Below are 22,593 nucleotides of genomic sequence, written 5' to 3'. Positions count from 1 at the left end.
CGCGAAGATTCCCTGGACTACCCAGCCTAGCCCGCGAGCGCGTCCTGCGGGGTGGCGAGGTGCGCGCCGTCGGTCGTGGCCGCGGCGAGCAGCGGGGCGAGCGCGTCCTCCAGCGCAGCCACGAGCAGGGGCGCGACCTCGGCGAGCGTGACCTCGCGCCCGAGCTCGGCGGTGAGCGACGTCACGTCGGCGTCCTCGATCCCGCAGGGGACGATCCGGTCGAAGCGCGACAGGTCGGGGACGCAGTTGAGGGCGAGCCCGTGCATCGTCACGCCGCGCGCGACCCGCACGCCGATGGCGCAGACCTTGCGCTCGCGGCGAGTCTCGTCGGCCGCGACCCAGACCCCGCTGCGCCCCTCGACGCGCTTCGTGGTGAGGCCGAGCCGCGTGCACACGCCCATGACGGCCTCCTCGAGCGCGCGCACGTACGCGACGACGTCGACCGGTTCGGCGAGCCGCACGATCGGGTAGGCGACCTGCTGTCCCGGGCCGTGCCACGTGATCTTCCCGCCGCGGTCGACGTCCACGACGGGCGTGCCGTCGTCGGGCCGCTCGTCACGGCGCGTGCGACGGCCGGCGGTGTAGACGGAGGGGTGCTCGACGAGGATCAGGGTGTCCGGCCGGGTGGTCGCGACGACGTCGTCGTGCACCGCGCGCTGGAGGTCCCAGGCCTCGTGGTACTCCGTGATCCCGGGCAGCGCGAGCAGGTCCATCAGCCCAGGCTAACCCTCGTCCAGGGGCGAGCGGGGGAGCGTCTTGAGGAGCTCGAGCAGGGCCTCGCGCAGCGCGACGACCTGAGCGTCGTCGAGCCCGCGCGTCGCCAGGTCCTCGGCGGGCCTGCGGCGCGCCGCCGCGAGCCCGGCGTCGCGCCCGGCCGCGGTGATCGCGACGGCGCGGCGGCGCCGGTCGGCGGGGTCGTCCGTGCGCGTCACGTAGCCGGAGCGCTCGAGCCTCGCCACGACCCGGCTCATCGTCTGCTCGGTCACACCCGACTCCTCGGCGAGCACCCGCTGCGAGCGGGGGCCGGCGAGCAGGTGCATGAGCACCGGGAAGCCCGCGTGGTTGAGGTCCCACTTCCCGAGGTGGGCGTTCCACTCCCTCTCGATCCGGCGCGCGACGGCGAACAGGAGGCGGCCGGTGGCCCACTCCTGGGGGTCGGTGGGGGTGGGGTCGCCGACGTCCGGGTCGGCGTACGGCCCGGTGCGGTCCCTCGGTGAGTGCTCCAACGTGCATTCCTCCCTCCACCATGGCACCATTCCTCAGCATGCTGAGCAATCGGACGGGCGGGTTCCTCCGCGGACTGATCATTGTCGCAGTCATCGGTCTGTGGATGGCGATCGGCGCACTGGGCGGCCAGGCGCAAGGTCAGCTGAGCAGCGTGCAGACCAACGACGCCGCGGCGTTCCTGCCCGCGAGCGCGGAGTCGACGCGCGCCGCCGAGGTCGCGCAGGAGTTCACGGACTCCGAGACGCTCCCCGCGCTCGTCGTCGCGACCACGGGCGACGGCAGCGCCCTCACGCCCGACGACCTCGCCGCGCTCGACGCCTACGCGCAGGCCGTGCCAGGTGCACCGCTCGAGGGCACCTCGGGCGACGAGCCCGCGACCGTGGGCGACGTCTCCGTCGCCGACCCCGTGGTCGTGCCGTCCGAAGACGGCGAGGCCGCGCTCGTCGTCGTCTCGCTCGACGCCTCCGTGGCGTCCGACCGGATCGGTGCCGACGAGGACAGCGTGAGCGAGCTCGCGGTCGGCGCGCTGCGCGACCTCGCCGCCGCGGACGCGTCCGAGGGCGGGCTCGCCGGCACCGCGCTCGACGTGTGGGTCACCGGCCCGGCCGGGTTCGTCGCCGACCTCGTCACCGCGTTCGGCGGGATCGACACGGTCCTCCTGCTCGTCGCGCTCGGCGCCGTGCTGGTCATCCTCGCGATCGTCTACCGGTCGCCGATCCTGCCGTTCCTCGTCATCCTCACGGCCGTGCTCGCGCTGACCCTCGCGGGGCTCGTCGTCTACCACCTCGCCGCGGCCGACATCCTCACGCTCAACGGGCAGTCGCAGGGCATCCTCTCGATCCTCGTCGTCGGGGCCGCGGTCGACTACTCGTTGCTCGTCGTCGCGCGGTACCGCGAGGAGCTGCGCCTCGTCCGCTCGACGACGACCGCGCTGCGCCGCGCCGTGCGCGCCTCGGTCGAGCCCATCGCGGCGAGCGCCGGCACCGTCATCGCGGGCCTCCTGTGCCTCCTGCTGTCCGACCTGTCGTCGAACCGCAGCCTGGGTCCCGTCGCCGCGATCGGCATCGCCGCGGCGTTCGTCGCCGCGCTCACGCTCCTGCCGGCCCTCCTGCTCGTCGCGGGCCAGCGGTCGCGCGCGCTGTTCTGGCCGCGCATGCCCCGGTACGAGGGCGCGCACGCCGAGCACGAGGGCGTGACGGACGCGCAGACCGCGACCGCCGAGAGCGACGACGCGGTGAGCGTCGAGGGCCACGGCGTGTGGTCGCGCGTCGCGAGCTTCGTCGGACGGCACGACCGGCGCGTGTGGGTCGTCACGGCGCTCGTGCTCGCCGCGTGCGCGGCGTTCGTCCCGACGCTCGACGCCGAGGGCACCGGCGACTCGGAGGTGTTCCTCGCGGACGTCGACTCCGTCGCCGGCGAGGTGGCGCTCACCGAGCACTTCGAGGGCGTCTCCGCGCAGCCTGCGATCGTCGTCGCCCCGGAGGCGGACCTCGACGCCGTCGTCGCGGCCGCCGAAGGCACCGAGGGCGTCGCCGCGGCGACCCCCGTCACGGACCAGCCCGCCGTCGCTCCCGGTGCACCCGCGCAGGGCGATCCGGTGGTCGTCGACGGGCAGGTGCGCGTCGACGTCACCACGGACGCGCCGTCCGACAGCCAGGAGGCCGTCGAGACGGTCTCGGCGCTCCGCGACGCCGTGCACGACGTCTCGCCCGAGGCCGTCGTCGGCGGCGCGGCCGCCGAGCGCCTCGACACCCAGCTCGCGGGCCAGCGCGACCTGCGGATCATCGTGCCGGTCGTCCTCGCCGTGATCCTGCTCATCCTCGTCCTGCTGCTGCGGTCGATCGTCGCGCCGGTCCTGCTCATGCTCGCCAACGTGCTGTCGTTCGGCGCCGCGCTCGGCGTCGCCGCGATCGTGTTCAACCACGTGCTCGACTTCCCGGGCGCCGACCCGGCCGTCCCGCTCTACGCGTTCTGCTTCCTCGTCGCGCTCGGGGTCGACTACTCGATCTTCCTCATGACGCGCGTGCGGGAGGAGAGCCTGCGGGTCGGGACGCGGCGCGGCGTGCTGCGGGGTCTCGCGGTCACCGGGTCGGTCATCACGTCCGCGGGCGTGGTGCTCGCGACGACGTTCGCCGCGCTCGGCATCATCCCGCTGCTGTTCCTCGCCCAGCTCGCGTTCATCGTCGCGTTCGGCGTCCTCGTCGACACGCTCGTCGTGCGGTCGCTGCTGGTGCCCGCGCTCGTGCACGACGTCGGTCGTCGGGCCTGGTGGCCGAGCGCCCTCGGGCGCGCCGACCGGGGGCCGGGTCAGCCCGCGGGGACGGGCTCGGCCGGGCAGTCCTCGAGCACGCGGGCCATCGCCTCGGACTCCGACGGCGTGACCGCGAGCTCGTAGGCGGCCTTCACCGCGATCTGCCGCGCGACGTACGGGCAGCGGAACGCGTGGTTCGGGGGCAGCCACGCCGACGCGTCTCGCGCGCCCTTGGACTGGTTCGCGGGGCCGTCGGACGCGAGCAGGTTGAGCGGGTCGTTGGCGAACTGCCGGCGCGTCTCGTCGTCCCAGGCGCGCGCGCCCTTGCGCCACGCGTCCATCAGCGGGACCACGTGGTCGATCTGGACGGCCATGCTCGTCGCGTTGCCGCGGCGGAAGTCGATGGTCTCGCCCGTGTACGGGTCCTGGAACGTGCCCGTCCGCACCTCGCAGACCTCGCCCCGCGTCGAGAAGGTCAGGTCGGTGAGGTCGCGGGCGAGGATGTCGTTGCGGGTGTCGCACCCGTTGCCGTCGACGTCCGCCCACGCGGGTCCGAAGAGCTCCCGCTCGTAGCCCGTGTCCGGCCCGGGTCCCTTGACCTCGAGCCGCGCCAGCGCCTCGAGCGCGCTGCCCGGCGAGGGGTCCGGCTCGTCGTCGGCGGCGACCGACTGCTGGTTGATGACGTTCGCGACCACGATGGCGACCGCCAGGGCGATCAGGACGTAGCGCAGGACGCTCCGACGAGGGACGCGGCGGCTCGTGGTGCTCAAGGGACGACCTTCCCGAAACCGATTCTCGGCCCGACCCGCGCGAGACGGTACGCAGCGCTCCATACCGGACCAACGCGCACATTCTGCCAGGTCCGCGACGATGCTCGGACCACTCCGCAGGACCGCTCCGGTCGCGGCTAGATTGGGCGGCATGGACACCGCCGCGCGCACGCTCAGGGTCGGGATCGTCGGGTACGGGGGAGCGGGCCGCAGCATCCACGCGCGCCTCGTCCGCGAGGCCGGGCACGTGGTCACGGCGGTCGTCGTCCGGTCGTCCGAGCGCCGGGCCGCCGCGGTCGAGGACTGGCCGGACGTGCACCTGCACGACGACCTCGACGCGCTCCTCGCGGACCGCGCCGCCTACGACGTCGTGGTGGTCGCGAGCCCGTCGGCCCTGCACGCCGACCACGCCACCGCGCTCGCCCGGGCCGGCGTCCCGGTCGTCGTCGACAAGCCGCTCGCGCTCGGCGCCGCGGCGTCCCGCGCCGTCGTGGACGTGGCCGAGGCAGCGGGCACGCCCCTCACCGTCTTCCAGAACCGCCGCTGGGACCCCGAGCAGCTCACGCTGCGCTCCGTGCTCGAACGCGGGGACCTCGGGCGCGTGCACACGTTCGAGCGCCGGTGGGAGCGGTGGCGCCCCGTGCCGCAGCAGCGCTGGAAGGAGAACGACCTCGTCGGAGGCGGCCTCCTCCTCGACCTCGGACCGCACCTCGTCGACTCCGCGACCCAGCTCTTCGGGCGCGTCACCGGCGTGTGGGCCGAGCTGCGCTCGCACACCACCCCGACCGAGGACGACGTGTTCCTCGTGCTCCACCACGAGCCCGACGCCGACGGTGACGCGGTCGTGAGCCGCCTCTGGGCAGGCTCCGTCGTCGGCGCCCCGGGGCCCCGCACGCGCGTGCTCGGCACCGCCGGCGCGTACGTCGTGACGACCTTCGAGAACGACGCCTCGCCCTTCGAGGTGTTCGACGACGCCGCGCCCGAGGGCACCCTCGGCTGGGTCACGCGCGGGCGCGAGCGCGAGCCCGTCGCGCAGGCACCGGGCGGTCACGCCGACTTCTACCGAGCGGTCGCCGCCTGGATCCTCGACGGGGGCCCCGTCCCCGTCGACCCGCACGACGCCGTCCGCACCGCCGAGGTCCTCGACGCCGCCCGCCGCAGCGCCCGTGAAGGCCGGCTCCTCGACGTCTGACCCCCCCTCAGGGCGGCCCGGCTGGCCTCCGCGCCCGAGCCTCGAGCGGGCACGCTCGACGGGGGTGTACCGCGATCTGCCTGTGGACAACGGCACGTCAGGGTCCTCCGTGCGGTGAGATGAGTCATGCCGTTGTCGACGTCGCGTCGTGCGCGACCGCCCGTGAAGACCGTCGCGGACCTGGTGCCCGTGCTGAGCGCCGCGGGGTGGTCGGTACGTCGGGATCCCGGGGCGCCCGGCGGGGCGGTGGCGCACGACGACGCCGGGTCCGTGTGCGAGGTCGCGCGGCTGGACGTCCCGGAGGGACCGGGGCTCCGTGCCGCGCTGGTCGAGCACCTACGCGCCCTCTCCGAGGACCACGAGCACCTCGTGGCGGTGCGCGGCGTGGTCGAGGCGGGGGAGTCGTCGCTCGTGGTCCTCACCGACCACGTCGACGGGCTGCGCCTCGACGAGCTCGCCGCGGCCCGGGAACCGTTCCTGGCCGCCGAGGCGGTCACGGTGCTGGTCCCGGTCGCGCAGGGCCTGGCGCGGCTCCATCGGGACGGGCGGGCGCACGGGAGCCTCGAGGCGTCGTCGGTGGTCGTCACGTCGAGCGGGAGGGCGGTCCTGCGCCCCGCCCTGGCGCCCGCGCGCGCGACGGCCGCGGACGACGTGCGTGACCTCGCCCGGCTCGTGCTCGACCTCGTGCCGCCTCCGGCGTCGAGCCACCCGTCCTCCCCGGTGACCGCCGACCCGGTGGAGGCGCGTGATCTCGCGGCGCTGCACGCCGAGCTCGCGGTCGCGCTGCGCGACGAACCCTCCGCGCGCCCTGCCGCGGGGACGTTCGCCGCACGCTGCTACGACGCCGTGGAGCCGCGTCCGGTCGTGATGCCCGACGCCGCGCGTCTCGTCGCGGGAGCGTTCGGCGGTCGGCGGACCGTGCGACCCGGCGCCGGGGTGCCGACGGCCAGCAGGGGCACCGTGCGTGGCGGGACGAGGACCGGTGGTCGGGGTGCCCGGGCCCGTCGACGGCGGGTCGCCCGCGCGGTCGGCACGAGCCTGGCGATCCTCGTCGGCTGTGCGGCGCTCGTGGTGCTGCTGGTCGTCCTGGGGCCGTCGCGGACGGCTGCGCCCGGCGGCGAGCCGTCGCCGAGCACGGCCACGACCGAGCCGGACGCGGGCACGAGGGCGGTGCTCGACCGGGACGACCCGAGCGGGGCTGCGCGCGCGCTCACCGCGCGGAGGCTCGCGCTGCTGACCGAGGGTGCGGGAGACCTGTCGTCGGTGGTGGTGGAGGGTTCGTCGGCGGAGGCGCGCGACGCCGCGGTGCTCGAGGCGCTCGACGGCGTGGACGTGCTCGACGCACGGGCGGAGGTCTTCGACGCCCGGCTCGGCGAGGACTGGTCACCCGCGCCGGCGGGCGCGGTGCCGACGGACGCGGTCGTCGAGGTCGACTACGCCGTCAGCGCGCACCGGCAACGCACGGACGACGGCGAGCTGCACGTGCCCGCGACCCCGCGGACCACCGCCGTGCTCGTGCTCCGCTGGACCGACGACGGGTGGCGCGTCGCCGAGGTGCGGTGACGCATGCCGTCGCGGGCTCGGCTCGGCGGCTCGGAACGCCCGTCGGAGCCGGGGGTCAGCGGCGCTCCGCGACCCGCCGCGCGGCGTCGGCGAGGAGGGGGTCGGAGAAGCCGAACCCGCTCGCCTCGAGCACGCTCGGGAGGGCACGCTGCGAGCCGAGGATGTCCGAGGCCAGCTCGCCGAGCACGACGCGCAGCGCGACGGACGGGACGGCCAGCACGGCCGGGCGGTGGAGCTCTCGGGCGAGCGCACGGGTGATCTCCGCGTTCGTGGCGGGGTGCGGGGAGCACAGGTTGACCGGCCCGTGCACGGGGGCGGTGAGCAGGTGGCGCAGCGCGTCGACCTCGTCGCGCAGCGTGATCCAGCTCCAGTACTGCGTGCCGGGGCCGAGCCGACCGCCCACACCGAGGCGCAGCAGCGGCAGGAGCCTGCCGAGGGCGCCACCCTCGGACGAGAGCACGATGCCCGTCCGGGCGTGCACCACGCGGACGCCCGCTTGCTCGGCCGGTGCCGTCGCAGCCTCCCACTCGCGCACGAGCCGGGCGAGGAAGCCGTCGCCCGACGCCGACGTCTCGGTGAGCACCTGCGCGCCCCGGTCGCCGTAGTAGCCGATGGCGGAGCCCTGGACCCAGACGGGTGGCGGCGCGTCGAGAGCGGCCATGGTCCGGGCCAGGAGGCCGGTGGTCCGGGTCCGGGACGTGACCAGGGTGCGCTTGTACTCCGTCGTCCAGCGGTGGTCGCCGATCCCCGCGCCCGCGAGGTTCACGACGGCGTCAGCGCCCTCGAGCACGCCGGGGTCCAGGACGCCGGCGTCGGGGTCCCACTCGTGCTCGTCGGACGTCTGCGGCGCACGGCGCACGAGTCGGCGCACGTGGTGGCCGTCCTCGCGCAGCCGCTCGAGCAGCTCCGCACCGATGAATCCGTGCGAGCCCGCCACGACGATGTCCATGGGGACACGCTACGGGGCCACGACGGCCCCGCGCACCCGTGGTGGGGATCTGCTCTGCGGCCCGACGCCGGGTCCGGCCACGAGAACGCCGAGAGGCCCCGACCATGACGGTCGGGGCCTCTCGGCGGCGCCTCAGGGGAAGCTGCGCGTCAGAGGCCGACCTCGGCCTCGAACGCGCCCTCCTCGATGCGGTTCTTGATCGTGGTGAGGAAGCGCGCGGCGTCCGCACCGTCGACCAGGCGGTGGTCGTAGGACAGGAAGATGAAGCACGTCGAGCGGATGCCGATCGTGTCGTTCCCGTCCGCGTCCGTCACGACGACCGCGCGCTTGGTGATGGTCCCCGTGCCGAGGATCGCCACCTGGCCGACCGGGACGATCGGCGTGTCGAAGACGGCGCCGCCCGAGCCGGTGTTGGTGATCGTGAACGTCCCGCCCGCGAGCTCGTCCGGCCCGACCTTGTTGGCGCGCGTGCGCGAGCCGAGGTCGGAGATCTTGCGCGCGATGCCGGCGAGGTTGAGGTCCCCCGCGTCCTTGATCACCGGGACGACGAGGCCGCGCTCGGTGTCGACCGCGATGCCGACGTTCTCCTGGCCGTGGTAGGTGATCTCGTCCTCGGCGAAGGTCGCGTTGATCTTCGGGTAGGCCTTGAGCGCCTCGACCGCGGCGAGCGTGAAGAACGGCAGGAACGTGAGGTTGGCACCCTCGCGCGCCTTGAAGTCCGCCTTGGCGCGGTTGCGCAGCGCGGCGACGCGCGTCACGTCGACCTCGACGGCCGTCGTGAGCTGGGCCTGGGTGGTCAGCGCCTCGACCATGCGGCTCGCGACGAGCTTGCGCAGGCGGCTCGTCTTCTCGGTCGTGCCGCGCAGCGGCGAGACCGCCGGGACGGAGGCCTTCTTCGGGGCACCACCGGCTGCGGGTGCCGCGGGAGCGGCGGCCGGGGCGGCCTTGGCCTCCTCGGCCTTGCGAGCGGCCTCGAGCACGTCCTCCTTGCGGATGCGGCCGCCGACACCCGTACCCGAGAGGGTCGAGAGGTCGACGCCCTTGTCCGCGGCGAGCTTGCGCACGAGCGGCGTGAGGTAGGTGCCACCGGCCTTGGCGGCCGGGGCCGGGGTAGCACCCGGGGCCGACGGCGCGGCCGGCTTCTCGGCGGCCGGAGCGGGGGCGCTCGTCGTCGGGGCGGGCGTCGCCTCCTGCGCGGCCTGCGCGGGGACGTCCGCCTCGCTCGCGGGCGTGCGAGCCTCGGTCGGCGCCTCGGCGGGAGCGGACTCCTGCTTCGGGGCCTCCTGCGCGGGCTGCTCGGGGGCCGCGGCCGGGGCTGCGCCCGAGCCGACGATCGCGAGCACGGTGCCGACGTCGACCGTCTCGTCCTCCTGGACGAGGATCTGCTGGACGGTGCCCGCCACGGGGGAGGGGACCTCGGTGTCGACCTTGTCGGTCGAGACCTCGAGCAGCGGCTCGTCGACCTCGACGGTGTCGCCGACCGACTTGAGCCACCGGGTCACGGTGCCCTCGGTGACGGACTCGCCGAGCGCGGGAAGCTTGATCTCCTCGCCGTCCCCGGAGGACTGCGGCGCGGGAGCGGCCTGCTGGGCGGGGGCAGGCTCGGCGGGGGCCTCCTGCGCGGCGGGCTGCGCCGGCTCGGGCTCCGGCGCGGCCTGGGGCGCGGGCTCCTCGGCCGCCGCGGGGGCGGGCGCGGCGTCGCCGCCGCCGGAACCGTCGCCGATCACGGCGAGGTCGGTACCGACCTCCACGGTCTCGTCCTCCTGGACGAGGATCTGCTCGAGCACGCCCGCGACGGGCGACGGGATCTCGGTGTCGACCTTGTCGGTCGAGACCTCGAGCAGCGGCTCGTCGACGGCGACGGTGTCGCCGACCGACTTGAGCCAACGGGTGACGGTGCCTTCGGTGACGGACTCGCCGAGGGCCGGCATCTGCACGTTCTCAGACATGACCTGCCTGGTCTCCTTCGATCGTTGGGGTCAGTTGTGGGCGTGCAGAGGCTTGCCGGCGAGTGCCAGGTGCGCCTCTCCGAGTGCCTCGTTCTGGGTGGGGTGGGCGTGGACCAGGGCGGCGACGTCCTCCGGGTACGCCTCCCAGCCCACGATGAGCTGGCCCTCGCCGACGAGCTCGCCGACGCGCGCACCGATCATGTGCACGCCGACGACGGGTCCGTCCTTGCGGCGCACGAGCTTGACGAAGCCGCTGGTCGCGAGGATCTTGCTCTTGCCGTTGCCGGCGAGGTTGTACTCGAGGGACTCGACCTGGTCGGCCCCCCACGTCTCGACGGCGTCGGCCTCGGTGACGCCGACGGACGCGATCTCGGGCTCGCAGTAGGTGACGCGCGGGATGGACGACTCGACGATCGGCGTCGGGTCGAGCCCGGCGATCTGCTCCGCGAGGAAGATGCCCTGCGCGAACCCGCGGTGCGCGAGCTGGAGGCCGGGCACGATGTCGCCCGCGGCCCAGATGTTGCCGACGCCCGTGTGCAGGCGCTCGTCGACGATCACGAACCCGCGGTCGAGCGTGATGCCCTGCGCCTCGAACCCGAGGTCCGCGGTGCGCGGTCCGCGCCCCACGGCGACCAGCAGCAGCTCGGCCTCGAAGGTCTTGCCGGACTCGAGCGTGACGGTGACCCCCGAGTCGGTCTCCTTGACGCCCGCGAACCGGTCGCCCAGGGAGAACTGGATGCCGCGCTTGCGGAACGCGCGCTCGAGCGACTTGGAGAGCGCCTCGTCCTCGTTGGGCACGAGGTGGGGCAGCGCCTCGACGATCTGCACGTCGGCGCCGAACGACTTCCAGACGCTCGCGAACTCGACGCCGATGACGCCGCCGCCGAGGACGACGACGGACTTCGGGACCCGGTCGAGCCCGAGAGCCTGGTCGGACGTGATGACCCGCCCGGCGATCTCGAGGCCCGGCAGCGAGCGCGAGTACGAGCCGGTGGCGAGGACGACGTGGCGGCCGGTGTACCGGGTGCCGTCGACCTCGACGGTGTCCTGCGACACGAGCCGGCCGTGGCCCTGGACGAACGTGATGCCGCGGGAGGACACGAGGCCCTGCAGTCCCTTGTAGAGACCGGCGACGACGCCGTCCTTGTAGCTGTTGACGCCCGCCATGTCGATGCCGTCGAACGTGCTGCGGACGCCGAACTTCACGCCCTCGCGGGCGCCGTCAGCGAGCTCGGCCGCGTGGAGCAAGGCCTTCGTGGGGATGCACCCGTTGTGCAGGCAGGTACCACCGAGCTTGCCCGACTCGACGAGCGCGACGGAGAGGCCGAGCTGGGCGGCGCGCAGCGCGGTGGCGTAGCCGGCGCTGCCTCCGCCCAGGACGACGACGTCGAATGGTGTGCCGGGTTCGGCCACGTGCGACTCCTTCAGCGAGGGGAGAGCGAGGGCGGACGTCCACGGCACGTCGACGGGCCGGACGGGAACCGCTGGCCCACGGTGCGTGAACGTTCTCCGGGTGCCATCTTGGCACCTCGGGCACGGGCTCCCCAATCGAAACCAGGGCCTCGCGGCTGTGACGCTGCAGACAGCGGTGCCCACCGTATGACCAGGGTCACGCTGTACCCTGCCGCTGTGCCCCGGCTGCCCAAGCTGTCCAGCCTGTTCTCGCGCCGCCCCGCGACGACCCCGTCCGCGACCGGCGGCTCCGCCGCGCCGTCGGACGCCCGTCGCGCGACGCTCGCCCACCTCCAGGACTTCGTGCGCACGCGCGTCGGGGTCGAGGCGTACGTCGAGCCGCCCACGCAGGACACCGGGGCGACGCTCCTGCTCATCGCGACGACGGGGGAGTGGACGCGGCGCCGCGTGCCCGACGAGAAGACGGCGTTCGACGTCGCCGGCTCGCTGGGCGTGCCCGTCTACAACGTCCGCTTCACCGGCTACCCGCAACGCATGCGGGACTGGAACTCGCGCCAGCGGCAGCGCCGGAGCTCCTGACCGGCCGGCCAGGCGATCTGCCGGGTCGAGCAGGTGGTCCCGGCCCGTCCGGGCGACCGGACCGACGAGGACCACCTGCTCGGCGATGTCCGGTCAGCGCTGCGCGCGGCCCTCGACGAGCCCGAGCAACGTGCGGACGGCGACGCCCGTGCCGCCGACCGGCGTGTACCCGTGCGCGGAGCCCTCGTTGAACGCCGGGCCGGCGATGTCGAGGTGCGCCCACGGCGTCTCGCCGACGAACTCCTGGAGGAACAGGCCCGCGACGAGCATGCCCCCGAACCGGTCGCCGATGTTGGCGAGGTCCGCGACCTTCGACTTCAGCGAGGCGCCCAGCTCCTCGGGCAGCGGCATGGGCCAGAACTGCTCGCCCGCCGCGTCCGCCGCCGTGACGACCTCGGCACGGACGTCGTCGGCACCCATGACGGCGGAGACGCGGTTGCCGAGCGCGACCATCTGGGCGCCGGTGAGCGTCGCGACGTCGAGCACGACGTCCGGCTTCTCCTCGACCGCGGCGACGAGGCCGTCGGCCATGACCAGGCGGCCCTCGGCGTCGGTGTTGAGCACCTCGACGGTCTTGCCGCCACGGATCGTGATGACGTCGGACGGGCGCTGGGCCGTGCCGGACGGCATGTTCTCCGCGAGGCACAGCCAGCCGGTGACGGCGACGGGCAGGCCGAGGCGCGCGGCGGCGACGACGGTCTGCAGCACGGCGGCGGCGCCGGCCATGTCGGACTTCATCGCCTCCATGCCCTTGGCGGGCTTGATCGAGATGCCGCCCGAGTCGAACGTGATGCCCTTGCCGACGAGCGCGACCTTCGCGGCGGGGCGCGACGGCGCGTAGGCGACCTTGACGAGGCGCGGACCGCGCGCCGAGCCCTGGCCCACGCCGACCAGGCCGCCGTACCCGCCCGCGGCGAGCGCCTTGTCGTCGAGCACCGTGACCTTGAGGCCCTTGGCGCCGGAGTCCTTGACGGCCTGCTTCGCGACGTCGGCGAACGCGGCCGGGAAGAGGTCGTTGGGCGCGGCGTTGACGAGGTCGCGCGTCGCGTTGACCGCGGCCGCGACGACCTTGGCCCGCTCGACGGCGGCCTTGGCCGCGGAGCTGCGCGCGCTCCCGGCGAGGATCTCGACGGTCGACGGCGGGCGGCTCGCGGCCGAGGCCGCCGCCTCGCCCGTGCGGTAGCGCGCGAAAGCGTAGGCGCCGAGCAGCGCGCCCTCGGCGACGGCGCCGAGCTCGGCCTCGTCCTCGACGGGGAGCGCGACGGCGACCGACGCGGTCCCGGCGAGCGCGCGCAGCGCTGCACCGGCGGCGCGACGCAGCGCCTCAGCGCTGAAGGTGCCGTCGGCGCGCCGCGCGCCGAGGCCCACGAGGACGAGCACGTCGGCCTTGAGCTCGGGCCCGGCGGGCACCTTGCGGACCTCGTCGGCCGCGCCCGTGATGCCGAGCGCGGGCGCGAGGTGCTCGAGGGCGGCGACCACCGGACGGGGCAGGTCGCCCCCGACGATCGCGACGCCGTCGGACGTCGTGTGGGTGCCGACGACGAGCGCGTCGACCTTGGCACCGGCGGGATTCTTGCTGGAGACGGTCAGTTCAGCCACCCCGCGATGCTATCTCCGGGCGGGCAGCTCCTGCCCCCGCGAGGACAGCGGGACCTGTGGACCGATTCCGTGGCCGCGCGCCGCCCCCGGTACGCTCGGCCGCGTGGTCCTTCCCCTCCTGCTGCTCGTGGTCGCGGCGTGCGTCGCGCTCGCCGGCTGGGCGCTCGTGTTCGTCGCGCGCGACCGCGCGGTGATCCTGCGCCAGCTCTGGGGGGCGGCGGTGATCGAGGGTCTGATCCTCGTGCAGGCGGTGGTGGTGGGCGTGCTCGGCGCCACCGGGACCGCGCCGAGCGACCCCGTGCTGCTGTGGGGCTACCTCGTGACCACCCTCTTCATCCTGCCCGTCGCCGCGCTGTGGGCCTTCGCGGAGCGCTCGCGCTGGAGCTCTGTCGTGCTCGCGGTCGCCGCGCTCACCGTCGCGTTCCTCGAGTGGCGCCTCTGGCAGATCTGGAACGCGTGACCTGGAGGTCCTCGCCATGAGCGCACCCGCCATCCCGGACGGGACACCGCGCCCCCGCCGCACGAACACCGGCTTCGGCCGGGTGCTCGTCGCCGTGTACGGGATCTTCGCGCTCGCGGCCTCGGCCCGCGCGGCCGTGCAGCTCCTGCGCGACTGGCACGAGGCGCCGCTCGCGTACGCGCTGTCGGCGCTCGCGGCGGCCGTGTACGTCGTCGCGACGATCGCGCTCGCGCGGGGCGGTGCCGTCGCGCGCCGTGTCGCGTGGGTCGCGGTGGGCGTCGAGCTCGTCGGCGTGCTCGCCGTCGGCGCCTTCTCGCTCGCCGACCCCGAGGCCTTCCCCCGCGCGACCGTCTGGTCCGGCTTCGGCCAGGGCTACGGCTACGTGCCGCTCGTCCTGCCCTTCGTCGGCCTGTGGTGGCTCTGGCACACCCGCACGGGCACCGCAGCGCCGCCGACCGCTGCCACCCCGAGCACCACCAGCACACGCACCGACACCGACGCCCCGGAGGACGCCGCATGACCCGCCGCCGACCGTTCCTGTACGGGCTGCTCTTCGACACCGTCTTCCGGCGCATGGACCCGGAGCGCGCGCACCACGTCGCGTTCGACCTCATCGGCGCCGTCGGCCGCGTGCCGGTGCTGCGCGACGTCGTGCAGGGGGCGCTCGCGCCCTACCTGGGCCGCGCGGCCGGGGGCCGGGGCAGCGTCGAGGTCCTGGGCAAGGTCTTCCCCGCGCCCTTCGGTCTCGCGGGCGGGTTCGACAAGGACGCGCGCGCCGTGCGCGGGCTCACGATGCTCGGGTTCGCGTTCGTCGAGATCGGCACGGTCACCGCGCACGCGCAGCCGGGCAACGAGAAGCCGCGCCTGTGGCGCGAGCTCGACGTGATGGGCGTGCGGAACCGCATGGGCTTCAACAACGAGGGCGCCGCCGCGGCCGCCCGCCGGATCGAGGCGCTGCGCTCGACGAGGTCGGGGCGCGCCGTGCTCGTCGGCGCCAACATCGGCAAGACGAAGGTCACGCCCGCGGCCGAGGCTGCGGCGGACTACGCCACGAGCGCAGGGCTGCTCGCGCCGTACGCCGACTACCTCGTCGTCAACGTGTCCTCGCCCAACACCCCGGGCCTGCGGGACCTCCAGGAGGTCGAGTCGCTGCGCCCGATCCTCGTGGCGGTGCGCGAGGCCGCCGACGCGGCCACCGCGACCGCGGGTGCCGCCCGGGTGCCGCTGCTCGTCAAGATCGCGCCCGACCTCGCGGACGAGGACGTGGACGCGGTCGCCGACCTCGTCGACGAGCTCGACCTCGACGGCGTCGTCGCCGTGAACACGACGATCGGGCACGACCGCGGGCCCGGCGGGCTGTCCGGTCCGCCCGTGCGCGCGCGCGGCCTCGCGGTCGTCGCGCGCCTGCGCGAGCGCCTCGGCACGCGGCGCGCGATCATCGGCGTCGGGGGCATCACGACCGCGCACGACGCCCGCGACTACCTGCACGCGGGTGCCGACCTCGTCCAGGGGTACACCGGGTTCCTCTACCAGGGCCCGCTCTGGGCGGCGCGCATCAACCGGTCGCTCGTGCGCCACCCGGAGCCGGGTGAGCACGTGCGGGGCGCCGAGCCGAAGGAGGCACGATGATCCGGCCGCAGTGGGTCTGGGAGCTCGACGACGCCGAGGGCCGCGTCCTCGCCTCGCCGGTGAGCCCCGTCTTCACGACGCAGTACGACGCCGAGCAGTGGCTCGGCGAGACGTGGCGCACCCTGGCCGCCGAGGGTGCCGCCGTCGCGCGGCTCCTGCACGACGGGACCCAGGCGACCTCGCCCGTGGAGCTCCGCTCCCGCTGACCGCGGGTACCTCCCCACGGACGGCCCGGGGAGGCGTCAGCCCGCCACGCGTGACCACGCCGCGGCGAGCCGGGGCACCGCCCGCTCCAGCTCCTCGGGCGGACGCGAGAACGTGAGGCGCAGCCGGTCGGCGGCGCTGCCGTCCGGGGTGAACGTCGGTCCGGCGTTGACGAGGACGCCCTCCGCGGCCGCGGCGGCCGCGAACGCCTGGGCGACCGGCGCACCGACGTCGACCCACAGGGACAGCCCGCCCTCCGGCACGTGGACGCGCCAGTCGGGCATCGCGGCGGCCAGCAGCCCGCACAGCTGGTCGCGCTGCGCGCGCAGCATCCGTCGGCGCTCGGCGAGCACGCTGCCCGCGTCGTCGAGCAGCTCGACCACGGCGAGCTGCTCGAGCACCGCGGTCGCGATGTCGGCGGACTGTCGTGTGCGCGCGAGCCGCGCGACGAGGTCGGGGTGCGCGCGGACCCACCCGACGCGCAGCCCGCCCCAGAACGACTTGGACGCCGACCCCACGGTGACGACGTACGGCGACGTCCCGTCGCCGGCGAGCGGTTCGACGACGGGGCCGACGGCGTCGGGGTCGCCGTCGAGGTCGAGGTCGAGGTCAGTGAGGGTCTCGTCCCCGACGACGGTCACGCGGTGCCGCGCCGCGGCGTCGCGCACCCCGGCCCGCTCCTCGGCCGTGAGCGTGTAGGCGGTCGGGTTGTGGAAGTCCGGCACGAGGTACACCAGTCGCGGGGAGACCTGGCGCAGCGTGGATCCGAAGAGGTCGACGTCGAACCCGGGCGCGTCCCGGTCGCGGCCGGGGTGCGCCTCCCGGTCGCCCCGCCCCACGGGGACGGGCACGAGCCGTGCCCCGGCGCGCCGCAGCGCCTCCATCGCGTGGTAGTACGTGGGCGACTGCACCACGGCGCGGTCTCCGACGCCGAGGAGCGTGCCGGCGAGCGTGGTGATCGCGTGCTGGGCACCGGTCGTGACGAGGACCTCGTCGGGAGTCGTCGGCGTGCCGCGCCGCGTGTGGTGGTCGGCGATCGCCTCGCGCAGGACGCCGACGCCGTACGGCTCGTACCCGCCTCCGGACAGGTACTCGGGGAGGCGCTCGAGCGCGCGCGAGTACGCGCCGTGCAGCCCGCTCGGGGCGGCGGACGTCGCCTGGGAGAGGTCGGCGAGGTCGATCGGGGCGACGTGGGGGGCGGGTGCGGGCGGCGCGTCGCCCCCGCGCGCGCGAGGTGCGGTCCGGGGTCGCGTCGCGCGGGGGAGCACGACGACGGTCCCCGACCCCGTGCGCGAGCGTGCGAAGCCCAGGCTCGCGCAGCCGCCCGTACGCGGCCGCCGTGGTGGTGCGGGAGACGCCGAGCGCGACGGCGAGGTCGCGCTCGGAGGGGAGCCGCGTGTGCGGGGCGAGCGTGCCGGCGAGGACGGCGGCGCGCAGCGCGTCGGCCAGCGCGGTGTACGCGGGGCCGCCCGCGTGCCAGCGACCCAGCAACCGCGCCGCGGCGGCGGGGGAGAGGTGGCGGTGGACGTCGACGGACCCGAGCGGGGCGAGGCTCATGGGGCCACTCTCTCGCGATTGGCTATGGATGTCGATGCCACTTGGTCGTCAGGATGGCTCGCATGAGCCCCACCCGTCGTGCCGTCCAGCTCCTCCTCGGCCTGCTCGCCTACGCGCTCTCCATGGCGATGCTGCTCCACGCGGGCCAGGGCGGGATGCCGTGGGACGTCCTGCACCAGGGCGTCGTGCGCCGCACGGGGCTGCCGTTCGGGGTCGTCGTCGGGTCGCTCAGCGTCCTCGCGCTGCTCGCGTGGATCCCGCTGAAGCAGCGGCCCGGGATCGGGACGGTCGCGAACGTCGTCGTCATCACGGTGACGATCGACCCGGCGATCGCGCTCGTCACTCGCCTCGTGCCCGACCCCGGTCTCGCCGCGAGCGTCGCGCTCGCCCTCGGCGGGATCGTGCTCAACGGGCTCGCGACCTCGGCGTACCTCGGGGTGCGACTCGGCCCCGGCCCGCGCGACGGGCTCATGACCGGCCTGGTCGCGCGCACCGGCTGGTCGGTGCGCGTCGTGCGCACGCTCATCGAGGTCGTCGTCGTGTCGTTGGGCTGGGCGCTCGGCGGCACGCTGGGCTGGGCGACCATCGCCTACGCGCTCGGCGTCGGCCCGATCGTCCAGCTCACCGCGCGCTGGTTCGCCCCGCGGGGGCTCTCTGGCCCGCCGTCCGTCCGCGGGGGCGGCGAGTCGGCCGTCGGTGAGCCGCCGCGAGAGCTGGTCCCCGCGACCGCAGGTCCCCGTCCGGGCGAGGGAGGCATGCCCGAGCCAGGCCGGTGAGGAGACGGCGACGGCCCCGGCGGTCCACCGCCGGGGCCGTCGCCGCGCGTGGGCGCGTCGGGCTCAGGCGACGCGCGTCTGCGGCGCGTTCTCCGCCGTCTTGCCCGGGTCCCGCTCGACGGCGTCCCCGAGGACCTCGTCGATGCGCGCCAGGAGCTCGGCCGGGATCGTCACGCCCGACGCCTCGACGTTCTCGGCGACCTGCTCGGGTCGGGAGGCCCCGACGAGCGCCGCCGCGACGTTGTCGTTCTGGAGGACCCACGCGACGGCGAGCTGCGGCATCGTCAGGCCCAGCTCGTCCGCGACGGGCTTGAGGCCCTGCACCCGAGTCAGGACGTCGTCGGTCATGAACTGCGAGATCCCGCCGCGGCCCGCCTTCTCGTCTGCCGCGCGCGAACCCGCGGGCGCCGCCTGGCCGGGCAGGTACTTGCCCGAGAGCACGCCCTGGGCCATCGGGGACCAGACGATCTGCGACAGGCCCAGCTCGCGCGAGGTCGGCACGACCTCCTCCTCGATGACGCGCCACAGCATCGAGTACTGCGGCTGGGAGGAGATGAGCTGGAACCCGAGGTCCCGCGCGAGCGCGTGGCCCGCGCGGATCTGGTCCGCCGTCCACTCCGAGACGCCGATGTACAGGGCCTTGCCCTGCCGGACGATGTCCGCGAACGCCTGCATCGTCTCCTCGAGCGGCGTCTCGGTGTCGTACCGGTGCGCCTGGTAGAGGTCGACGTAGTCGGTGCCGAGGCGCTTCAGGGAGCCGTTGACCGACTCCATGACGTGCTTGCGGGACAGGCCCGTGTCGTTGGGGCCGCCGGGGCCGGTCGGCCAGTAGACCTTGGTGAAGATCTCGAGCGACTCGCGACGCTGACCCTTCAGCGCGTCGCCGAGGACCTGCTCGGCCTTCGTGTTCGCGTAGACGTCCGCGGTGTCGAACGTCGAGATGCCGGCGTCGAGGGCCGCGTGGACGCACGCCGTCGCGACGTCGTTCTCGACCTGGGAGCCGTGGGTGAGCCAGTTGCCGTAGGTGATCTCGGAGATCTTGAGGCCGGAGTTGCCGAGGTATCGGTAGCGCATGGTTGCGAGCCTACGGCGGACGACGTCGCGTTCACACGTCGTCGTCCGTCGCCGTGGCCCGCAGGGGCTCGCCGTCCGGGCCGAGCGGTTCGACGAGCATGAGGTCCTCGAGGGCGGGGTCGATCCAGCGCTGGTAGCCCGGCCCGGTCTGCGCGGTCTCGAAGCGCACCGCGACGCGCCCGTCGTCGCCGACGCGCACGACCCACCCTCGACCGTCGGCCGGGGTCTCGACGTCCAGACCGGGCGCGAGGAGAGCGACCGTCGCTCGGGCCGGGCCCGTCGGCGACGTCGTGGGCGCTGCTTCGGCGGTGGGCGGCGCGGGAGCGTCGTGATCGTCGGTGCCGAGCGGCAGCATGAGCTGGGCGTGCTCGGACAGCGCGTGGAACGCGACGCCGAGCAGGCGGACGGGCTCGGTGACGTCGGCGAGGCGGAGGGCTCGGTGCGCGGCGTCGCGCAGCGCGCCCTCGTCGGCCGTGGGCCGGGACAGGGTCACCGAGCGGGTCAGGGTCGTGAACGACGCGAGGCGCACCTTGACGACGACCGTGCGCGCCGCGACGGCGTGCCGCTCCAGTCGGGCCAGCGCGGAGTCGACCACGGGGTCGAGCGCCGCGGCGATCGCGGCGCGGCCGTGGAGGTCGGTGTCGAAGGTGTGCTCGGCGCCGGCGGACTTGCGCTCGCGCACGGTGGAGACCGGGCGGTCGTCCCAGCCGCGCGCGATCCGGTAGAGGTTGGTCCCGCCTGCCTCGCCGGCCACCAGGAGGAGCGTGTCGAGCGGCTGGCGGCGCAGGTCTCGGACCGTACGCACCCCGAGCTCGTCCAGGCGCGCGGCCGAGACCGGGCCGACGCCCCACAGCGCGCGCACGGGCAGCCCGAGCAGGAACGCGTCCTCGTCGTCCGCCCCGACGACGCGCACCCCGCCCGGCTTCGCGGCCTCCGAGGCGAGCTTGGCGACGAGCTTGGACCGGCCGAGCCCGAGCGAGACCGGCAGCCCGCTCAGCTCGCGCGCCCGCTCGCGGATCCGCGTCGCGAGCGCCCCGAGGTCGGTCTCGGGCCCCGACGCCGCCGCGACGTCCGCGAACGCCTCGTCGATGCTCACCGGCTCGACGAGGTCCGTGACCTCCCGCAACGCCGTCATGATCCGGGCCGAGTAGGCCGCGTACGCGGCGAACCGCGGCACCACGACGACCGTCGACGGCGGGCACAGCCGTCGCGCCTGCTCCATCGGCATCGCCGAGCGGGCGCCGTACTGCCGCGCCTCGTACGACGCGGTCGCCACGACGCTGCGCGGGCCGACGCCGCCGACGAGCACCGGTCGCCCGCGCAACGAGGGCCGTTGGTGCTGCTCCACCGCCGCGAAGAACGCGTCCGCGTCGAGGTGCGCGATCGTCGGCAGGGCGCGCAGCACCGGAGCGTGCGGCGCGCGGTCAGTACTCACCGCCCTACTCTGCCCCTGCCGTCCCACAGCGGAGGCCGCCGGGCTCACGAGCGGCTGCGCCCGGCGGTCCCTCGAGCCCTGTGGAGAGCGCCGGGGGACGCGGGGCGGTCTCGCCCGTCCGGGCAGGCGACGGCGGCGAGACCGAGTGTCGATCCGGGACCGGATGCACGAACGACCCCGCCGGCCGTCCTTCGCGGGCGACGGGGTCGTCGTGGGGTGCGTCAGCCGACCTCGCTCCGGACGGTGGACTGGGCGAGGGCCCATTCGAGGGCCCGGTCGGCCACGGCCTCCCAGCCTGGTGCGGCACAGGTCCAGTGGTCGCGGCCCTCGAGCTCGACGTACTCCGTCACCGCGGGGGAGCGGTGGTAGTGCTTGGCGTTGGACCGGTTGACGGACGGCGGCACGATGTGGTCCTCGCTGCCGGCGATGAAGAGCAGCGGGGCCCGGTCCGCGGTGTAGTCGACCCAGGTCTCCTGGGGTCCGGGCTTGAAGTTCGCGAAGAGGCCGTACTCCCAGACCCACGCGCCCGGGGCGGCGATCGCGTAGCGGTCGTAGACGCGCTGCGACTCCTCCGCGCTGAGGGTGTTGGTGAAGGCGTAGTGGAACTCCTCGGGCGTGAACGCGACCGCGCGCCGACGGTTGGCGGGGTTGCGCAGTGCGGGGAACAGCGAGCGAGCCTGGGAGACCGGGGTCACGTGCACCCCTTCGGTGGGTGCGGAGTCGATCACGACCGCCGCCGCTCCCAGGCCCCTGGCCAGCAGCAGCTGGGTCATGACGCCGCCGAACGAGTGACCCATGATGATCGGCGGGGTGGCGAGCTCCTCGATGACCGCGGCGAGGTGGTCGACGGTCTCCGGGACGGTGAGGTCGGCGATGACCTGGGGGTTCTCCCGCAGCGCCTCGACCTCGACCTCGAAGCCGGGGTACGCGGGGGTCAGCACGGTGAGGCCCTTGGCCTCGTAGTACGTGACCCAGTGCTCCCAGCTGCGCGGGGTCATCCACAGGCCGTGGATGAGGACGACCGTGTCCGGTCGGGTGACGTCGTTCATGGTGCGTCTCCTTGAGGTGGTCAGGCGTCGATGAAGGCGAGGAGGTCGGCGTGCAGCCGCTCACGGTCGGTGTCGGGCAGGGCGTGGCCGCTGCCTTCGTAGACCGTGAGGACGGCGCCGTCGACGAGGTCGGCCGTGCGCCGACCTCCGACGGAGAACGGGACGATCTGGTCGTCGTCGCCGTGGATGACGAGGGTGGGGACGTCGATCGCGGCGAGGTCCGGGCGGAAGTCGGTCGCGGAGAACGCGGCGATGCACTCGTAGGCGGCACGGTGGCCGCACGCCATGCTCTGGAGCCAGAAGGCGTCGCGGAACCCTTGCGGGACGTCGTTGTTGCGGTTGTGGCCGAAGAACGGGCCGTCGGCCAGGTCCCGGTAGAGCTGGGAGCGGTTCGCGACCTCGCCGGCCCGGATCCCGTCGAAGACGTCGAGCGGCAGCCCTTCCGGGTTGTCGTCGGTCTGGAGCATCAGGGGAGGGACGGCCGAGACGAGCACCATCCTGGCCACGCGGGCGGTGCCGTGCCGCCCGACGTAGCGGGCGATCTCGCCGCCACCGGTGGAGTGGCCCACGAGCGTGGCGTCGGTGACGTCGAGCGCGTCGAGGAGCTGGGCGAGGTCATCGGCATAGGTGTCCATCTCGTTGCCGTGCCAGGTCTGGCTGGACCGGCCGTGCCCACGACGGTCGTGGGCGATCGCGCGGTGGCCGTGCTCGGCGAGGAACAGCGCCGCCGCCTCCCAGGCGTCGGAGTTGAGGGGCCAGCCGTGGCTCAGGACGACAGGGGTCCCGTCGGTCCCCCAGTCCTTGTAGAAGATCTGCGCGCCGTCGTCGGCGGTGATGTAGGGCATCGGGTCCTCCGCGGTCGGAGTGAGGATCGGACCCTTCGAGGCTCGCCCGATCCTCGCCGGGCCGGACCACGT

At 74.6% G+C, this 22,593-nt stretch carries 21 protein-coding genes and 1 pseudogene; 9 read left to right on the top strand and 13 right to left on the bottom strand.

Features of this window, described 5'->3' with window-relative positions; translation table 11 throughout:
- Nucleotides 1-26: 26 nt before the first annotated feature.
- The gene (lipB, locus tag ACN9MS_RS12540; protein ID WP_426308898.1) at nt 27-713 is read right to left on the bottom strand and encodes a lipoyl(octanoyl) transferase LipB; all 687 of its coding nucleotides are present in this window, start codon (nt 711-713) and stop codon (nt 27-29) included.
- A gap of 9 nt (nt 714-722) precedes the next feature.
- Nucleotides 723-1,226: a MarR family winged helix-turn-helix transcriptional regulator gene (locus tag ACN9MS_RS12535; RefSeq protein ID WP_313663051.1), complete on the bottom strand. Its 504-nt coding sequence runs from the start codon at nt 1,224-1,226 to the stop codon at nt 723-725.
- Between the two features lie 38 nt (nt 1,227-1,264).
- On the opposite strand from ACN9MS_RS12535, the gene ACN9MS_RS12530 reads away from it, so the two are divergent.
- The gene (locus ACN9MS_RS12530) at nt 1,265-3,622 is read left to right on the top strand and encodes an MMPL family transporter (RefSeq protein WP_426308897.1); all 2,358 of its coding nucleotides are present in this window, start codon (nt 1,265-1,267) and stop codon (nt 3,620-3,622) included.
- Here the strand turns inward: ACN9MS_RS12530 and ACN9MS_RS12525 are convergent.
- On the bottom strand, nt 3,535-4,248 hold the full coding sequence (locus tag ACN9MS_RS12525; protein WP_426308896.1) for an HNH endonuclease family protein: 714 nt from the start codon (nt 4,246-4,248) through the stop codon (nt 3,535-3,537). The genes ACN9MS_RS12530 and ACN9MS_RS12525 overlap by 88 nt on opposite strands.
- Before the next feature lie 151 nt (nt 4,249-4,399).
- Here ACN9MS_RS12525 and ACN9MS_RS12520 point away from each other — a divergent pair, with 151 nt between their 5' ends.
- Nucleotides 4,400-5,440 carry a Gfo/Idh/MocA family protein gene (locus ACN9MS_RS12520; protein WP_426308895.1) on the top strand — a complete coding sequence of 347 codons (1,041 nt, stop codon included), beginning with the start codon at nt 4,400-4,402 and terminating at the stop codon, nt 5,438-5,440.
- A gap of 126 nt (nt 5,441-5,566) precedes the next feature.
- Nucleotides 5,567-7,003 (top strand): hypothetical protein, encoded by a 1,437-nt coding sequence (locus ACN9MS_RS12515; RefSeq protein WP_426308894.1) that lies wholly within the window; start codon nt 5,567-5,569, stop codon nt 7,001-7,003.
- 55 nt (nt 7,004-7,058) lie between these two features.
- Here the strand turns inward: ACN9MS_RS12515 and ACN9MS_RS12510 are convergent, their stop codons facing one another.
- From ACN9MS_RS12510 to lpdA, 3 genes are all read right to left on the bottom strand, one after another.
- Nucleotides 7,059-7,952: a TIGR01777 family oxidoreductase gene (locus tag ACN9MS_RS12510; protein WP_426308893.1), complete on the bottom strand. Its 894-nt coding sequence runs from the start codon at nt 7,950-7,952 to the stop codon at nt 7,059-7,061.
- A gap of 149 nt (nt 7,953-8,101) precedes the next feature.
- The gene (sucB, locus tag ACN9MS_RS12505) at nt 8,102-9,901 is read right to left on the bottom strand and encodes a 2-oxoglutarate dehydrogenase, E2 component, dihydrolipoamide succinyltransferase (RefSeq protein WP_426308892.1); all 1,800 of its coding nucleotides are present in this window, start codon (nt 9,899-9,901) and stop codon (nt 8,102-8,104) included.
- 30 nt (nt 9,902-9,931) lie between these two features.
- Nucleotides 9,932-11,314: a dihydrolipoyl dehydrogenase gene (gene lpdA, locus ACN9MS_RS12500; RefSeq protein ID WP_426308891.1), complete on the bottom strand. Its 1,383-nt coding sequence runs from the start codon at nt 11,312-11,314 to the stop codon at nt 9,932-9,934.
- Nucleotides 11,315-11,539: 225 nt separating this feature from the next.
- Here lpdA and ACN9MS_RS12495 point away from each other — a divergent pair, with 225 nt between their 5' ends.
- Nucleotides 11,540-11,893 (top strand): oxidoreductase, encoded by a 354-nt coding sequence (locus ACN9MS_RS12495; protein ID WP_231581925.1) that lies wholly within the window; start codon nt 11,540-11,542, stop codon nt 11,891-11,893.
- 93 nt (nt 11,894-11,986) lie between these two features.
- On the opposite strand, the gene ACN9MS_RS12490 is transcribed toward ACN9MS_RS12495, so the two are convergent.
- Nucleotides 11,987-13,492: a leucyl aminopeptidase gene (locus ACN9MS_RS12490; protein ID WP_426308890.1), complete on the bottom strand. Its 1,506-nt coding sequence runs from the start codon at nt 13,490-13,492 to the stop codon at nt 11,987-11,989.
- Between the two features lie 103 nt (nt 13,493-13,595).
- Here ACN9MS_RS12490 and ACN9MS_RS12485 point away from each other — a divergent pair, with 103 nt between their 5' ends.
- From ACN9MS_RS12485 to ACN9MS_RS12470, 4 genes are read left to right on the top strand one after another with little or no spacing between them, the layout of a single operon-like run.
- A complete protein-coding gene (locus ACN9MS_RS12485) occupies nt 13,596-13,952 on the top strand; it encodes a hypothetical protein (RefSeq protein ID WP_053371242.1) in 357 nt (118 codons plus the stop codon).
- 16 nt (nt 13,953-13,968) lie between these two features.
- Nucleotides 13,969-14,472, top strand: a complete 504-nt coding sequence (locus ACN9MS_RS12480) for a hypothetical protein (RefSeq protein ID WP_426308889.1) — start codon at nt 13,969-13,971, stop codon at nt 14,470-14,472.
- A complete protein-coding gene (locus ACN9MS_RS12475) occupies nt 14,469-15,581 on the top strand; it encodes a quinone-dependent dihydroorotate dehydrogenase (RefSeq protein WP_426308888.1) in 1,113 nt (370 codons plus the stop codon). The genes ACN9MS_RS12480 and ACN9MS_RS12475 overlap by 4 nt, the downstream gene beginning before the upstream one ends.
- Nucleotides 15,578-15,787 (top strand): hypothetical protein, encoded by a 210-nt coding sequence (locus ACN9MS_RS12470; RefSeq protein ID WP_426308887.1) that lies wholly within the window; start codon nt 15,578-15,580, stop codon nt 15,785-15,787. Before ACN9MS_RS12475 ends, ACN9MS_RS12470 begins: the two co-directional genes overlap by 4 nt.
- A gap of 36 nt (nt 15,788-15,823) precedes the next feature.
- On the opposite strand, the gene ACN9MS_RS12465 is transcribed toward ACN9MS_RS12470, so the two are convergent.
- Together ACN9MS_RS12465 and ACN9MS_RS12460 are read right to left on the bottom strand one after the other, a co-directional pair.
- Nucleotides 15,824-17,053 carry a PLP-dependent aminotransferase family protein gene (locus tag ACN9MS_RS12465; RefSeq protein ID WP_426308886.1) on the bottom strand — a complete coding sequence of 410 codons (1,230 nt, stop codon included), beginning with the start codon at nt 17,051-17,053 and terminating at the stop codon, nt 15,824-15,826.
- A gap of 70 nt (nt 17,054-17,123) precedes the next feature.
- Nucleotides 17,124-17,342 (bottom strand): annotated as a pseudogene (locus ACN9MS_RS12460) (GntR family transcriptional regulator); the annotation flags it as partial.
- A 62-nt stretch (nt 17,343-17,404) separates the two neighbouring features.
- On the opposite strand from ACN9MS_RS12460, the gene ACN9MS_RS12455 reads away from it, so the two are divergent.
- The gene (locus ACN9MS_RS12455) at nt 17,405-18,118 is read left to right on the top strand and encodes a YczE/YyaS/YitT family protein (protein WP_426308885.1); all 714 of its coding nucleotides are present in this window, start codon (nt 17,405-17,407) and stop codon (nt 18,116-18,118) included.
- 63 nt (nt 18,119-18,181) lie between these two features.
- On the opposite strand, the gene ACN9MS_RS12450 is transcribed toward ACN9MS_RS12455, so the two are convergent.
- The 4 genes from ACN9MS_RS12450 to ACN9MS_RS12435 all read right to left on the bottom strand — a co-directional run bounded on the left by ACN9MS_RS12450 (nt 18,182) and on the right by ACN9MS_RS12435 (nt 22,521).
- Complete coding sequence (locus ACN9MS_RS12450; RefSeq protein WP_426308884.1) at nt 18,182-19,192, bottom strand: aldo/keto reductase family protein; 1,011 nt, start codon at nt 19,190-19,192, stop codon at nt 18,182-18,184.
- A 31-nt stretch (nt 19,193-19,223) separates the two neighbouring features.
- A complete protein-coding gene (locus tag ACN9MS_RS12445) occupies nt 19,224-20,627 on the bottom strand; it encodes a DNA polymerase IV (protein ID WP_426308883.1) in 1,404 nt (467 codons plus the stop codon).
- 221 nt (nt 20,628-20,848) lie between these two features.
- The gene (locus ACN9MS_RS12440; RefSeq protein WP_426308882.1) at nt 20,849-21,676 is read right to left on the bottom strand and encodes an alpha/beta hydrolase; all 828 of its coding nucleotides are present in this window, start codon (nt 21,674-21,676) and stop codon (nt 20,849-20,851) included.
- Nucleotides 21,677-21,696: 20 nt separating this feature from the next.
- On the bottom strand, nt 21,697-22,521 hold the full coding sequence (locus ACN9MS_RS12435; RefSeq protein ID WP_426308881.1) for an alpha/beta fold hydrolase: 825 nt from the start codon (nt 22,519-22,521) through the stop codon (nt 21,697-21,699).
- Nucleotides 22,522-22,593: the final 72 nt, after the last annotated feature.

Source organism: Cellulosimicrobium sp. E-16, assembly GCF_049913115.1.
Lineage (GTDB): Bacteria > Actinomycetota > Actinomycetes > Actinomycetales > Cellulomonadaceae > Cellulosimicrobium.
This window is presented reverse-complemented; position numbering and strand designations above follow the sequence as displayed.

Excerpts from the sequence above, each read along its gene's own strand:
- ACN9MS_RS12435 (WP_426308881.1), bottom strand. The coding sequence starts at position 22,521 with ATGCCCTACATCACCGCCGACGACGGCGCGCAGATCTTCTACAAGGAC.
- lipB (WP_426308898.1), bottom strand. The coding sequence starts at position 713 with ATGGACCTGCTCGCGCTGCCCGGGATCACGGAGTACCACGAGGCCTGG.
- ACN9MS_RS12515 (WP_426308894.1), top strand. The coding sequence starts at position 5,567 with ATGCCGTTGTCGACGTCGCGTCGTGCGCGACCGCCCGTGAAGACCGTC.
- ACN9MS_RS12480 (WP_426308889.1), top strand. The coding sequence starts at position 13,969 with ATGAGCGCACCCGCCATCCCGGACGGGACACCGCGCCCCCGCCGCACG.
- sucB (WP_426308892.1), bottom strand. The coding sequence starts at position 9,901 with ATGTCTGAGAACGTGCAGATGCCGGCCCTCGGCGAGTCCGTCACCGAA.
- ACN9MS_RS12475 (WP_426308888.1), top strand. The coding sequence starts at position 14,469 with ATGACCCGCCGCCGACCGTTCCTGTACGGGCTGCTCTTCGACACCGTC.
- ACN9MS_RS12455 (WP_426308885.1), top strand. The coding sequence starts at position 17,405 with ATGAGCCCCACCCGTCGTGCCGTCCAGCTCCTCCTCGGCCTGCTCGCC.
- ACN9MS_RS12470 (WP_426308887.1), top strand. The coding sequence starts at position 15,578 with ATGATCCGGCCGCAGTGGGTCTGGGAGCTCGACGACGCCGAGGGCCGC.
- ACN9MS_RS12450 (WP_426308884.1), bottom strand. The coding sequence starts at position 19,192 with ATGCGCTACCGATACCTCGGCAACTCCGGCCTCAAGATCTCCGAGATC.
- ACN9MS_RS12520 (WP_426308895.1), top strand. The coding sequence starts at position 4,400 with ATGGACACCGCCGCGCGCACGCTCAGGGTCGGGATCGTCGGGTACGGG.
- ACN9MS_RS12530 (WP_426308897.1), top strand. The coding sequence starts at position 1,265 with ATGCTGAGCAATCGGACGGGCGGGTTCCTCCGCGGACTGATCATTGTC.
- ACN9MS_RS12440 (WP_426308882.1), bottom strand. The coding sequence starts at position 21,676 with ATGAACGACGTCACCCGACCGGACACGGTCGTCCTCATCCACGGCCTG.
- ACN9MS_RS12510 (WP_426308893.1), bottom strand. The coding sequence starts at position 7,952 with ATGGACATCGTCGTGGCGGGCTCGCACGGATTCATCGGTGCGGAGCTG.